This window comes from Caballeronia eucalypticola (genome assembly GCF_047608185.1).
Classification (GTDB): Bacteria; Pseudomonadota; Gammaproteobacteria; order Burkholderiales; family Burkholderiaceae; genus Caballeronia.
Genome location: NZ_JBLKRU010000024.1, coordinates 31,346 through 45,707 on the forward strand (window position 1 = coordinate 31,346; position 14,362 = coordinate 45,707).

Annotated in this window: 8 protein-coding genes and 1 pseudogene; 8 read left to right on the plus strand and 1 reads right to left on the minus strand. The window is 59.6% G+C overall.

Features of this window, described 5'->3' with window-relative positions:
• Window positions 1-55 precede the first annotated feature (55 nt).
• The 3 genes from ACMX25_RS24805 (at window position 56) to ACMX25_RS24815 (ending at window position 2,799) form a co-directional block, all read left to right on the plus strand.
• Entirely contained in the window at window positions 56-1,066 is a 1,011-nt protein-coding gene (locus ACMX25_RS24805) for a LysR family transcriptional regulator (protein WP_414952700.1), read from the plus strand.
• Window positions 1,067-2,292: 1,226 nt separating this feature from the next.
• Window positions 2,293-2,646, plus strand: coding sequence for a DUF4148 domain-containing protein (locus tag ACMX25_RS24810; RefSeq protein WP_299711551.1), 354 nt, complete (start codon window positions 2,293-2,295; stop codon window positions 2,644-2,646).
• Window positions 2,647-2,661: 15 nt separating this feature from the next.
• On the plus strand, window positions 2,662-2,799 hold the full coding sequence (locus ACMX25_RS24815; RefSeq protein WP_414952701.1) for a hypothetical protein: 138 nt from the start codon (window positions 2,662-2,664) through the stop codon (window positions 2,797-2,799).
• Between the two features lie 96 nt (window positions 2,800-2,895).
• On the opposite strand, the gene ACMX25_RS24820 is transcribed toward ACMX25_RS24815, so the two are convergent.
• Window positions 2,896-5,451, minus strand: a complete 2,556-nt coding sequence (locus tag ACMX25_RS24820) for an adenosylcobalamin-dependent ribonucleoside-diphosphate reductase (protein WP_414952702.1) — start codon at window positions 5,449-5,451, stop codon at window positions 2,896-2,898.
• Between the two features lie 220 nt (window positions 5,452-5,671).
• Between ACMX25_RS24820 and ACMX25_RS24825 the strand changes: the two genes are divergently transcribed.
• The 5 genes and pseudogenes from ACMX25_RS24825 to narJ all read left to right on the plus strand — a co-directional run bounded on the left by ACMX25_RS24825 (window position 5,672) and on the right by narJ (window position 14,361).
• Complete coding sequence (locus ACMX25_RS24825; protein WP_414952703.1) at window positions 5,672-6,964, plus strand: MFS transporter; 1,293 nt, start codon at window positions 5,672-5,674, stop codon at window positions 6,962-6,964.
• A 24-nt stretch (window positions 6,965-6,988) separates the two neighbouring features.
• Window positions 6,989-8,374, plus strand: a complete 1,386-nt coding sequence (locus ACMX25_RS24830) for a NarK family nitrate/nitrite MFS transporter (RefSeq protein WP_414952704.1) — start codon at window positions 6,989-6,991, stop codon at window positions 8,372-8,374.
• Between the two features lie 28 nt (window positions 8,375-8,402).
• A pseudogene (locus tag ACMX25_RS24835) lies at window positions 8,403-12,149 on the plus strand (nitrate reductase subunit alpha).
• Window positions 12,146-13,699 (plus strand): nitrate reductase subunit beta, encoded by a 1,554-nt coding sequence (narH, locus tag ACMX25_RS24840; protein WP_414952705.1) that lies wholly within the window; start codon window positions 12,146-12,148, stop codon window positions 13,697-13,699. The pseudogene ACMX25_RS24835 and the gene narH overlap by 4 nt, the downstream one beginning before the upstream one ends.
• The gene (gene narJ / locus ACMX25_RS24845; RefSeq protein ID WP_414952761.1) at window positions 13,693-14,361 is read left to right on the plus strand and encodes a nitrate reductase molybdenum cofactor assembly chaperone; all 669 of its coding nucleotides are present in this window, start codon (window positions 13,693-13,695) and stop codon (window positions 14,359-14,361) included. Before narH ends, narJ begins: the two co-directional genes overlap by 7 nt.
• Window position 14,362: the final 1 nt, after the last annotated feature.

Below are 14,362 nucleotides of genomic sequence, written 5' to 3' on the forward strand. Positions count from 1 at the left end.
TGTCTGAGCGGCATCCTTATTCCTGGAGCCGCAAAGCATTGACGGTGAGAGAAAAATGGACCGGCTACAAGCTATGCAGGTGTTTACAAGAGTCGTCGACACCAATAGTTTTTCACGCGCAGCGGACACGCTGGACATGCCGCGCGCCTCGGTGACAACGATTATTCAGAACCTCGAAGCGTTCCTGAACGTGCGTCTCCTGCAACGCACGACACGGCGCCTGAACCTCACGCCGGACGGTGCTGCGTATTACGAGCGCTGCGTGCGGATCCTCGCGGACATTGAGGAGACCGAGAGTTCGTTCGCCAATACCGGCAAGGGTCCGCGCGGTAAATTGCGCATCGATATGCCGGGTTCTATTGGGCGCATGATCGTCATGCCGCAGCTTTGTGAATTCCACAACCGTTATCCGGATATCGAGTTGATGATCGGTTTCGGCGACAAACCGGTCGACCTCATTCAGGAAGGCGTGGATTGTGTCATTCGCGTGGGAACGCTGCAGGATTCGAGTCTGGTGGCGCGGCGGATTGGCGTGTTTCAGGGCCTGACCGCGGCAAGTCCGGAATATCTCGAACTGCATGGCGTGCCGCATACCATCGACGATTTGCAGCAGCACACGGCCGTGAATTATTTCTCCAGCCGCACCGGTCGCGTGATGGATATGGATTTTGTTGTGGATGGGAAGTCCATCGACGTGAAAATGCGCGGGAAGATCGCCGTGAACGACGCCGAGGCTTATATTGCGTGCGGCGTCAAAGGTGTGGGAATCGTGCAGATACCCCGCTTCATGGCGCTTCCGCATTTGCGCTCCGGCGAATTGATTGAAGTGCTGCCGCAGTGGAAGCCGTTGCCCATGCCGATTTCGGTGGTTTATCCGCATAACCGGCATTTGTCGCCGAAGGTGCGGGTTTTTGTCGACTGGGCCGCTGAGTTGTTTGAACGGTGTCCGTTGCTTTCCGGGCAGGAAGATGCCGAGCAACGGTGTCTGCCGACGGCCACGCCGGCGAAGGCTATCGTCAAGCATGGGACGCCGGATGTTGCCGGCACCGCTGAGGTGGTGGTTTAGGGAGGCGTGGGTGGGGGCAATGCCGGGTTGCACGGGTTCTGGGGTTAGCAGTTCTGGGGCAATGCCGGGTTGCTGCTGCTTAGCATAGTGGTTTGCTTAGGTTGGCTAATCTCTTTATCGCTATTAGCCACTGTGCGTGGCGGCACGTCATTTCTTTGTCCAAAGCGACAAAGAAACGAAGCAAAGAAAACGCTTTCACCGCTCTACCCTAAGTGTCCACAGCGTGCAGTTCCATTTCATGGGTGCCCCAAAAGCACGGTGCTCGCAAGAGCTTAGGATGTGTGAACCCCTCTTTCTCGCGAATCCTGACAGTAAAACGCTGCGCCCCGTACGCTCTCGGGCAAGCACCCGTGCCATAGAAACCCGCACAGCCTCACGCGTATTTGCCGCTGTGGTGCTTCGCGGGTTAGCCATCAGTTCGCATTGTTATTTGCCGGGTTATGCCTTAAGCATTCTGCAGATCCATTTCTGGGTGGTTTAAAAAATGGTTCGACATGCATACAAATTTGGAGATTGGTTTTCCGCGGATAGCGCGGGGTACTCCTTGGGCAGGTTCAGTCGCTAGTGCTAGCCCGAGAGCGTACGGGGCGAAGCGTTTTACTGTCAGGATTCGCGAGAAAGAGGGTTTCACACATCCTCCGCTCTGGCGAGCACCGTGCTTTTGGGGCACCAATGAATAGAAACTGCACGCTGTGGACACTTAGGGTAGAGCGGTGAAAGCGTTTTCTTTGCTTCGTTTCTTTGTCGCTTTGGACAAAGAAATGACGCGCCGCCACGCGCAGTGGCTAATAGAGCGAAAAAGATCAGCTAACACTAAATGCGCGAAGACCTAAAAAGCAGCAACCCGGCAATGAACCAGACCGCCACCCCCGGAACCTAGCATTGACCCCGACCGCCACCGCCCCCCCGAAAGTCCACCGGCGCGAGCGAAAAACCACCTTCCCGAGTAAGGGCTTAAGCCCCCTCCGCCATTACTGGTTTAGTCGCAAAAGCCCTTCCTATAAGGGCTTTTGCGATTATTCGCGTACCGCGATTAATCAATTCGCTTAACGATCATTTATCCGCAGCGCTCACTTGATTACATTTCGTCCTGTCGCAGCGCGGCTTGTCGATTAGCGTTATTGCTCAGACTCATTGCCTACATCAAGGCCCGCTGCCCCGCTATCAGTCCGATAGCATCGACCACGTTCGGTGCCTATCGAAATGAACCGACAGGAGCAGCACGCATGAAAACCGCAATCGCAACTCTCTCGCTTACCGCTATCTCAGCCATCGTTTCCACAACCGCATTCGCTGACGGCGGCATTGGCCACGCAGGCACGTATCAAACAGCCGTAGCCACCCAAAGCACCATGACACGCGCACAAGTCCGTGCCGAATTGGCCGCATCCTACGCAAACGGCACCCTGCCCGCGCTGAATCGCAATACCTACCCCGAGCGCAGCATGGCCGGGATCGCAATTGCCGAGCAGCACGAACAACGTGCACGCGACGCAGCAGCCGCGGAACAACGCAACCGTGGAATCGTAGAATTCGCAAACGGTTCGGTGACGCAAAGCGGCAACGCTCACGTCCAGTAAACCAAGGAGCCCATCATGAATGAATCAGCCCCCCTTGAAGACTTCTCCGCGCTAGACGACTGGCTTCCGGAAGCAGCGCAATGGCAACCGTATCGCCCGCAAACAACGCACACGCGCCAGGCAATGGAATGGGCGGATTCGGCGGCAGGTTGAACGGGTCAGAGTGTGGTTGGCGCGGAACTTCAGCTCCGCGCCAGAGCTAATGATGTGAGCGGCCGATCGCGGTAGAAGCGATCAGCCGCTTTTGTTTCAACCACACGCCCCTATTTCGCCACACGCAGTACAGAAGTCGCAACCGTCCCTGCGGATCATTGCATTCGCACCACATGTCGGGCACTTGCGGCCAGGAATGGGCAACAACGCGTGCGGATTGGCGGCATCCACGTTGTCTTCCACCACTGTAGTGATGTCGTCATCGCCCGACTCAAGCGGCGCCGATACAAGACCCGCCTGCGCGCTCTCATGCCGGCGCTGCGCCAATACGCGCGACGGGACCTGACCGCCCTCGATATCGAGGAAACCGCGTCGATGCAAGATCTGCTGGATCGCATACGCAAGCGCCGCGACCTCCGAATCGTGCCAGCGCGGTGCCTTGTGCCCGCCGGGACGTTCAACGTCGCCCAGCCGCACCTGTCCGCGATCCCACGATACCTTGCGCATATCCTGCAGATTGCGCGCGACAAAACCACCCCGCGCCGCCAGTGACAACGACCGCATGGTCGCCGTGATCCATTGCTGCGATTCGTCGCGCTGACCCGTCGGGATGAAGAACTCGATAGGCCGCTCGATGGTGACATCTTCACCGCCCAGCCGCCCGGTAATCTCCATGAACGACACCGCCACGTAAAGCGACTTCTTGCCGGCCTGCGTGAGGTACTCCACCTTCTCGATGATCGCCGGCAACTCGCCGCGCGGACGATGATCGATCGCAATGCGCAACGGGTCCAGTTGAACCTCAGCATCTGCCGCGTCTGAAGGATCGGATGCCGCGACCGCGGGCGCCTCCGGCGTCACCGACAACACCGCCCCCAGCGTATCGTTCGGCCGGTAGGTGGCCAACCCTTTCAGGCCCCGATGCCACGCGTCGAAGTAAAGGTCCTTGAACTTATCGAATGGATAATCGGCGGGCACATTGACCGTCTTTGAAATGGAGGTATCGACGAAAGGCTGCACCGACGCCATCATTTCCAGATGATCGTTCGCGGACATATCGAGTGCGCTCACGAAGTAATCAGGCAACGCCTTCACGTCACCACCCAGCTCGCGATACAAGCGGTACGCGTAGTCTTCCACCGTGAACGATTGCCGGCTGCCGTCGGCCATGCGCTTGGTGCGCTGATAAGTCCACGAGAACGCCGGTTCGATACCGTTCGACGCGTTGTCGGCAAACGCCAGGCTCACGGTGCCGGTCGGCGCAATGGAAAGCAGGTGGCTGTTGCGAATGCCGTCGCGATGAATCTCCGCCTTGATGTCATCCGGCAAACGCGACGCAAAAGTGCCTGTTTCAAGGTACTTTTCTGCATCGAACAAGGGGAACGCACCGCGCTCGCGAGCCAGTTCAACCGACGCGCGATACGCTTCGTCGCGCATGGTCCGCGCCACACGTGTCGCAAAGTCGCGGCCTTCCGGCGAGTTGTAGCGCACGCCGAGCATGACGAGCGTGTCGCCAAGACCGGTGAAACCTACACCTATGCGCCGCTTCGCCTGCGCTTCCCGATCCTGCTCGGGTAGCGGCCAGAGCGTGACGTCGAGCACATCGTCAAGAAAACGAACCTGTGTGCGCGTGCTTTTCGCCAAACCATCCCAGTCGAATACTGGTGTTCCTCCATGACGCTGCGCGAACGGCTCACGCACGAACCGCGTCAGGTTCAACGGTCCAAGGTTGCAGCAGCCATACGCAGGCAACGGTTGCTCGCCGCAGGGGTTCGTCGCGCGGATTGTCTCCACGGCGCGCAAGTTGTTGTCGTCGTTCATGCGCGACACGAACACCACCCCCGGCTCCGCGACGTCATAGGTCGAGCGCATGATGGTGTCCCACACCTCCCGCGCCCGCACTTCCCGATAGACCCACACGCCATCGTCACGCTGCCGTGCATCGGCCGATGCCTTGAACGCAGGCGACGGTTCCGCGCGATGCACGAGTTGCCACGGGGCATCGTCGGCCACCGCCTGCATGAATTCATCGGTCACCGCCACCGATACATTGAAGTTATTCCAGCGCCCTTTCACATGCTTTGCCGCGATAAATTCAAGCAAGTCAGGATGCGAGCAATCCAGGATGCCCATCTGCGCGCCGCGCCGCGACCCGGCGCTTTCAACGGTTCGGCATGACGCGTCGAACACATCCATGTAACTGCACGGCCCCGACGCCGACGATCCCGTGGAATGCACGCGTGCGCCCTTCGGACGGATCGCGGAAAAGTTGTAACCCACGCCGCCACCGCGCCGCATGGTTTCGGCGGCCTGCAGCAAGGCCACGTAGATGCCCGGCAAGCCGTCCTCGTCGACGCCCTGGATGGCGTCGCCCACCGGTTGCACGAAGCAGTTGATGAGCGTTGCCTGGATACCCGTGCCAGCGGCGCTCATGATCCGGCCTGCCCCCAGCGCGCCACGCCGGAAATTCTCGAAAAAATCGTTCTCGACCTGCTTGCGCCGCGCCTCGGGTTCGGCGAGCGCTACGCCTCGTGCGACCCGCCGGTAAATATCGTCGATGCGCGTTTCGTCACCCTTCGCGTACTTTTCCAGCATGACGTCGATGGAAAACTGCTGCGGTGAAACGGTAATCTTCAAGTCGTCTTCAGCCATGTCCTGTCCTCATGTCCAGCGGTTTGTTGCGTTGTACCGGAATGGTTGGAGCGCACCTCGTCGGCGGCACTCCATCCAAATTACACCTTTCGGAGTAGTCCCGCCGGAGGAGCGACTTGGAGTCGCGCCCTCCTAACGGCGAATGGGCGGCATAGGCCGCAGTCCCTAATCTTGCAGTCGATTCTTCACTAAACGCAAATTTAATCGACAGGCAAGCACCATGACTGCCGCACGCAAATCGCAAGCCACCTCAGTCGTCCATGACGCATCATCCGCGGACCCGCGCGCCTGGCGCGTGCTGTGGTCGAGCACCTTCGCGTTCACCATCTGCTTCGCGATCTGGATGATGTTCGCGATTCTCGGCATTCCGCTGAAGACTCAACTAGGTCTCTCCGATACCGAATTCGGCCTGATCGCCGCCACCCCGGTTCTGTCGGGCTCCCTCGCCCGTGTCCCGCTCGGCATTTGCACTGACCGCTTCGGCGGACGCATCGTCTTTTTCCTCACGATGCTCGCTACCGTCATCCCCATCTGGATGCTCACCTACGCCACGCAGTTCTGGCAATTCATTGCGCTGGGGCTGCTTGTAGGCCTCGCCGGCGCGAGCTTTTCGGTCGGTACACCGTATGTGGCACGCTGGTTCCCCAAGGACCGCCAAGGCTTGGCCATGGGCATCTTCGGTGCGGGCAATTCGGGGGCTGCACTCACCAAATTCGTCGCACCCGTGTTGATCGTGACGGCCGGTACGTGGATGATCGTGCCGAAGGTCTACGCCATCGCCATGCTTGTCACGGCCATTCTCTTCTGGATGACATCCGCGACGAATCCCGCCCATCGCATTGCCAATCCGCCGAGCTTCGCGAGCCAGCTGGCTGTGATAAAAGACCGCCGCGCATGGCGCTATTCGCAGTATTACTCGGTTGTGTTCGGAGGCTATGTTGGATTAGCGCTGTGGCTGCCGCATTACTACGTCAATCATTATGGATTCCATATTGAACAGGCCGCACTGCTGGCCGCATGCTTCTCGCTGCCGGGCGGTGTTCTTCGTGCTGTTGGCGGATGGCTGTCCGATCGCTACGGCGCGAAGAAAACAACGTGGGTCGTCATGTGGACCGTGCTGACGTGCTTCTTCTTTTTAAGCTATCCCGACACCGGTTTCACCGTGCAGTCGAGCTACGGTCCGATCGGCTTCAATATCGCGCTCTCGCCCACTGTGTTTACGGTCCTGATGTTTACCGTCGGCATTGCAATGGCGATCGGCAAGGCGTCCGTCTTCAAGTTTGTCTCCGATGACTACACCGGCAACATTGGCGCGGTATCCGGCGTGGTCGGCCTCGCGGGCGGTCTGGCCGGCTTCGCCCTACCCATTCTTTTCGGACTGCTCGCCGACCTGACCGGCGTGAGCAGCACCTGTTTCATGCTGCTGTTCGGCGCTACCGCCGTCAGCCTCATCTGGATGACCTTCTCCTTCCGCTCGCATGGCGACTCTGCCGTGCCGCTTGCCCGCGTCTAATTTAACCATCCAACCCATAAAAACATGTCCGACTATCTCCTCAAAAAATGGGAACCGGAAGATCCGGCTTTCTGGAAAACACGCGGCTCGGCCATTGCCAATCGCAACCTCTGGATCTCGATCCCGGCGCTGATGCTCGCCTTCGCGGTGTGGTCGTTATGGAGCGTCGTTGTCGTCAACCTCGACAAAGGCGGATTCCACTTCACGAAGAACGAGTTGTTCTGGTTGACCGCGTTGCCCGCATTATCGGGCGCCACGCTGCGGATCTTCTATTCCTTTCTCGTGCCGATCTTCGGCGGCCGCCGCTTCACCGCGTTCTCCACGGCCACGCTGCTGATTCCGGCAGTCGGCATGGGCTTCGCATTGCGTGATCCATCAACGGGCTATGGCACGCTGCTGGTGCTCGCGTTGCTGTGCGGATTTGGCGGCGCGAACTTCAGTTCATCGATGGCGAATATCAGCTTCTTCTTTCCCAAAGCACAGAAAGGATTAGCCACGGGATTGAACGCCGGCATTGGCAACCTGGGTGTGTCGCTCGTGCAGTTCGTGACGCCCCTCGTGATCGCCACGGCCGCGTTCGCTTCGTTCGCGGGCGATGGCCAGACCTTCGTCGCGAACGGTGCCGAACGCGGCATATGGCTGCAGAACGCGGGCTTCATCTGGGTGCCGTTTATCGTGGCGGCGTCGGTGGCGGCTTGGTTCGGCATGAACGACATCGCCGATGCGAAAGCTTCGTTCGCTGAACAAGCCGTGATCTTCAAGCGTAAGCACAACTGGTTGATGTGCTGGCTTTATATCGGCACGTTCGGTTCGTTTATTGGCTTCTCTGCGGGTTTTGCTTTGCTGACCAAAGCGCAATTTCCGTCGATCAACCCTACCGCCTACGCATTTCTTGGGCCGCTCGCTGGCGCGCTGACACGTCCGATCGGCGGATGGATCTCCGACCATCTTGGTGGCGCGCGCGTCACGCTCTGGACCTTCATCGGCATGATCGCCGCCGTGTTCGGAGTGATCTCGTTCATGCCGGACGCCGGCGCGGCGGGCAACTTCACCGGTTTTCTCGCGATGTTCATCGTGCTCTTCATGCTGACCGGAATTGGCAACGGTTCGACCTTCCGCATGATCCCGGTGATCTTCATGACCGAGCATCAGCACCGCGCCAACGGCCTCGACGAAGCCGCGCAACGCCAGGCCCTGCACAACGCCGGCAAGGAGTCCGCTGCGGTACTCGGCTTCTCCGCTGCTATCGGCGCGTATGGCGGCTTCTTCATCCCGAAGACCTTCGGCACCGCGCTCGACATGACGGGCTCCGCTATTCCCGCGCTCTACGTCTTTATCGCCTTCTACGTGACGTGCGTCGCCATCACGTGGTTCTGCTACGCACGCCGCAACGCGAGCATGCCTTGCTGACGCACCCTATTCGACACAGGACACAACAATGAGTCATTTTCTGGATCGCCTGAAGTTCGTCAAGCGCACGCAGTCGACGTTTTCGAACGGGCACGGTGCGGTTGTCAGCGAGGATCGCAAGTGGGAAGAAGGGTATAGGAATAGATGGCAACACGACAAGGTCGTGCGCTCAACGCATGGCGTGAACTGCACGGGTTCGTGTTCATGGAAGGTCTATGTCAAGAGCGGGCTGATTGTCTGGGAAACGCAGCAGACCGACTATCCGCGTACGCGCGCCGACCTGCCGAATCACGAACCGCGCGGCTGTCCGCGTGGCGCCTCGTATAGCTGGTACGTGTATTCCGCGCAGCGCGTGAAGTACCCGATGATCCGCGGCCGCCTGATGGAGATGTGGCGCGAAGCACGGCAGAGTCTCGACCCGGTCGCGGCGTGGGCATCGATCAGTCAGGACCCCGTCAAGTCCAAACGCTACAAGAGCGTGCGTGGTCTAGGCGGTTTTGTGCGCGCCGACTGGAACACCGCCAACGAAATGATCGCTGCTGCGAACGCGTTCACGATCGGCAAGTTCGGACCGGATCGCGTGATCGGTTTCTCGCCCATTCCCGCGATGTCGATGGTGTCCTACGCCGCGGGGTCGCGTTACCTCAGCCTGATCGGCGGCGTGTGCCTGTCGTTCTATGACTGGTATTGCGATCTGCCGCCCGCTTCGCCGCAAGTCTGGGGCGAGCAGACCGACGTGCCCGAATCGGCGGACTGGTACAACTCCACCTATTTGATGGTCTGGGGATCGAACATTCCCCAGACCCGCACGCCCGATGCGCATTTCTATACCGAGGTGCGTTACAAGGGCACGAAGACCGTCGCGGTATCGTCGGATTTCGGCGAGATGGTCAAGTTCGGCGACATCTGGCTCGCGCCGAAGCAAGGCACGGACGCAGCGTTGGCGATGGCAATGGGCCACGTCGTGCTCAAGGAATTCCACGCGGCGAACGCGTCGAACAAGTCCGCCTACTTCCGCGACTACATCAAGCAATACACCGACATGCCCATGCTCGTGCTCTTGCGCGACAACGGCGGCATGCTCGTCCCCGATCACTTCCTGCGCGCCTCGCATCTCGCCGATAACCTCGACGAAGCGAACAACGCGCAATGGAAAACGCTCGTGATCGATGCAGACAGCGGCGAGATTGTTGCGCCGAACGGCACCATCGGGTTTCGCTGGAACGAAGCCGCGCACAACGACGGCCAGAAGATCGGCCGCTGGAATCTGGAAATGAAGGACGGCGGCAGCGGACGAGCGATCGACCCGTGCGTCTCCCTGATCGATGCAGACGCGCACGACGAAGTCGTCGCCGTTGGTTTCCCCTATTTCGGCAGCGAACACAACGCATTGCTTGAACGTCACGTACCCGCACGCCGCGTGACGCTCGCGGACGGCACGAGCGCGCTGGTCGCAACCGTGTTCGACTTGCAGATGGCGAACTACGGCGTGGATCAAGGACTTGGCGGACCGAACGTCGCGCAAAGCTATGACGACGATGTCCCCTACACGCCCGCATGGCAGGAAAAGCACACCACGGTCCCGCGCAATCTCGTGATCCAGGTGGCGCGCGAGTTCGCGACGAACGCCCATCAGACGCAGGGCAAGAGCATGGTGATCGTGGGCGCGGCGCTCAATCACTGGTACCACAACGACATGATTTATCGCGGCATCATCAACTTGCTGATGATGTGCGGTTGCGTGGGTAAAAGCGGCGGCGGCTGGGCGCATTACGTCGGTCAGGAAAAGCTGCGGCCGCAATTCGGCTGGGCGCCGCTCGCGTTCGCGCTCGACTGGTCCAAGCCGCCGCGCCAGATGAACGGCACGTCGTTCTTCTATAACCACACGAGCCAGTGGCGTCATGAAAAACTCGCGCTGGATGAAGTGCTGGCACCGACCGCGAACAAGGCGAATTACTCGAACCTCGCCATGCTCGACCTGAACGCCAAGTCCGAGCGCATGGGCTGGTTGCCAAGCGCGCCGCAACTCGGCGCGAATCCGCTCGATCTCACCGACGAAGCGGCGCGCGCCAGCATGAAACCGATTGACTACGTGGTGGACCGCCTGAAGTCGGGCGCGTTGCAATTCTCCTGCGATGACCCCGATAACCCCGTCAACTTCCCGCGCAACATGTTCGTCTGGCGCTCGAATATTCTGGGCAGCTCGGGCAAGGGCCACGAGTACTTCCTGAAGTATTTGCTCGGCACGCAGAACGCCCTTTTCTCCGATGAAAACGAAGCGATCATGCCCGGCGAGGTTCATGTACGCGAAGCGGCGGAAGGCAAGCTCGACTTGCTGACCGTGCTCGACTTCCGCATGAGCACTACCTGCCTGTAAGGCGATATCGTCCTGCCGACAGCCACGTGGTACGAGAAGGATGACTTGAATACATCGGACATGCATCCGTTCATTCATCCGTTGTCCGAAGCCGTGCAACCCTTGTGGGAGAGCAAGAGCGACTGGGAAATTTACAAAGGCATCGCGGCAAAGTTCGCGGAGATTGGCGGTGAACATCTGGGCACGCGCACGGATCTCGTCTGCACGCCGCTCATGCACGACACCCCCGGTGAACTTGGTCAGCCATTCGAACCGAAGGATTGGCGCGCAGGCGAATGTGACCTGATCCCTGGCAAGACCGCGCCTTCCATGACGGTCGTTGAACGCAACTACAAGGACGTATATCGCAAGTTCACGTCAGTAGGACCGCTGCTCGATACACAGGGCAACGGCGGCAAGGGCATCAACTGGAACAGCGCGCACGAAGTGGGCGAACTCGCGGACATCACGCGCACGGTGACTGAAGCCGGCGTGAGTCACGGACGGCCGCGGCTTGACAGCGCTATCGACGCCGCCGAAATGATCTTGACGTTCGCACCCGAGACCAACGGCCACGTTGCAGTCAAGGCATGGGAAGCGTTGTCGAAGATCACGGGACGCGAACACGCGCACCTGGCCACGGGTCGCGAACACGACAAGATCCGTTTCCGCGATGTCCAGGCGCAACCGCGCAAGATCATCTCCGCCCCAACCTGGTCAGGGCTCGAGTCCGAAGAAGTCAGCTACAACGCCGGCTATACCAACGTGCACGAACTGATCCCATGGCGCACGCTGACGGGCCGCCAGCAGTTCTATCAGGACCATCGCTGGATGCTCGACTTCGGTGAAGGCTCGTGCGTGTATCGCCCGGCTATCGATACGAAGACTGTCACCGCGATGCTCGGCGCGAAGTCGAATGGCGAGCACGAACTCGTGCTCAACTGGATCACGCCGCACCAGAAATGGGGCATCCATTCCACGTATTCCGACAACCTGCGCATGCTGACGCTGTCGCGCGGCGGGCCGCACGTATGGGTCTCGGAAGCGGAAGCCAAGGAAGCCGGTCTCGTCGATAACGACTGGGTGGAAGTATTCAATCTGAACGGCACGCTGACTGCGCGCGTGGTGGTCAGCCAGCGTGTGCCGCGCGGCATGTGCCTGATGTATCACGCGCAGGAAAAAATCGTCAACGTGCCGGGTGCGGAAACGAGCGGCATGCGTGGTGGTATCCATAACTCGGTCACGCGCACGGTGCTCAAACCCACTCACATGATTGGCGGTTATGCGCAGCAGGCCTACGGCTTTAACTACTACGGCACGGTGGGTTCGAACCGCGACGAGTATGTGATCGTGAGAAAGATGAAAAAGGTCGCGTGGCTCGAAGGCCCGCTCAATGAAGGCGAAGGAGCCGCATCATGAAGATCCGCGCACAAGTTGCAATGGTGTTGAACCTGGACAAATGCATCGGTTGCCATACCTGCTCCGTGACATGCAAGAACGTGTGGACTTCGCGCGACGGCGTGGAGTACGCATGGTTCAACAACGTGGAAACGAAACCCGGCATTGGCTATCCGAAGGAATGGCAGAACCAGAAGAAGTGGCGAGGCGGCTGGACCCGCGACGCCAGCGGCAAGCTTCATCCGCGTCAGGGCGGCAAGCTGAAGGTCCTCGCAAACCTGTTCGCGAATCCGAATCTGCCAGCCATCGACGACTACTACGAGCCCTTCACGTTCGATTACGAACATCTGCAAAAGGCGCGCTTGCCCGAGACGCCGCCGACCGCAAGGCCGGTGTCCGTCCTCACGGGCAAGAAGATGGAGAAGATCGAATGGGGCCCGAACTGGGAAGATGACCTCGGCGGCGAGTTCTCGTCGCGTGGCCGCGATGCGCTCTTCGAGAACGTGCAGAAGGAGATGTACTCGACCTTCGAGAACACGTTCATGATGTATCTGCCGCGTCTGTGCGAGCACTGCCTGAACCCGGCATGCGTGGCGTCGTGTCCGTCGGGCTCGGTGTACAAACGCGAAGACGACGGCATTGTGCTCGTCGATCAGGACAAGTGTCGCGGCTGGCGCATGTGCATCTCGGGTTGCCCGTACAAGAAGATCTATTTCAACTGGAAAAGTGGCAAGGCGGAGAAGTGCATCTTCTGTTATCCGCGTCTTGAAGCGGGTCAACCGACCGTGTGCGCGGAAACGTGCGTCGGGCGTATTCGCTATCTTGGCGTGCTGCTGTACGACGCGGACAAGATTGGCGACGCCGCATCGGTCGAACATGAACAGGACTTGTACCAGTCGCAGCTGGACGTGTTCCTCGATCCGCATGATCCGGCTGTTCAGGCCGAAGCGCTCGCACAGGGAATTTCGCAAAGCTGGCTGGACGCAGCGGTCAAATCGCCCGTCTACAAGATGGCGGTGGAATGGAAAGTCGCGTTCCCGCTGCATCCGGAGTACCGGACTTTGCCGATGGTGTGGTACATCCCCCCACTTTCTCCGATTCAATCTGCAGCGGACGCGGGACATATCGGCATGGACGGCATCATTCCGGACGTCAAGAGCCTGCGCATTCCGGTGAAGTATCTAGCGAACCTGCTGACCGCTGGCGACGAGGCGCCTGTCACGTCCGCGCTAGAACGCATGCTCGCCATGCGTGCGTTCAAACGCGCCGAGGTCGTGCATGGCCGCGCTGAACCCGAGTTGCTCGACGGTCTGAACATCACACCCGCGCAAGTGGAAGACATGTACCAGACGATGGCCATCGCCAATTATGAGGACCGGTTCGTGGTGCCGTCATCGCATAAGGAACAAGCCGAAGACAGCTTCAACGACAAAGGCAGTTGTGGATTTACCTTCGGCAATGGTTGCTCCGGCGGGGTATCGGAGGGATCGTTGTTCGGCAAGAAACAGCAAGGCAGCGTGGTGTTCGCGGACATGCCGAAGTCACGCAAGAAATCGGGAGTGGCATCGTGAGCGAAACATCCATTTACACGTTGCTCTCGACCTTGCTCGACTATCCGGAGGCCGAGTTGCTCGATGCCTTGCAAGAGATCAATCAGGAACTCAGTGGCTTTCCTGAGGCCACTCAAGCCGCCTTGCAACCGTTGCTCGCCCTGCTCAGGGAGCACTCGTTGATCGAGTTGCAGGAGAACTACGTTGCAACGTTCGATCGCAATCCTGCGCACTCGCTGCATCTGTTCGAGCACGTTCACGGCGAGAGCCGCGATCGCGGACAGGCGATGGTCGACCTTCTGGATGAATATCGCCGGCTGGGTCTTGAGATGGCGACCAACGAGTTGCCCGATCATGTGCCGCTGTTCCTCGAAGTGCTGGGAACTATCGATCCGGTGGAAGCACCCGCACTGCTCGATGAAGCCATCCACGTGCTGGCCGCGCTGGGGGATCGTCTGGCACGCGACGAGAGTCCGTACGCAGGTGTTTTCACTGTGCTCCGTTCAATGACGGATGTCGTGCCGCAAGCCGCCGAAACACCGCCGATCCGCGACATGGACGAAGCGCTCGAACGTTTCGGCCCCGGCGCCGACGGTGTAGAGCCGCTGCTCGCGCCATCGATGCCCACGCCGCTCGCCCAGCCGATGCACTTCCATCCGCGACCGCCTGCTACGGCCAACTAAG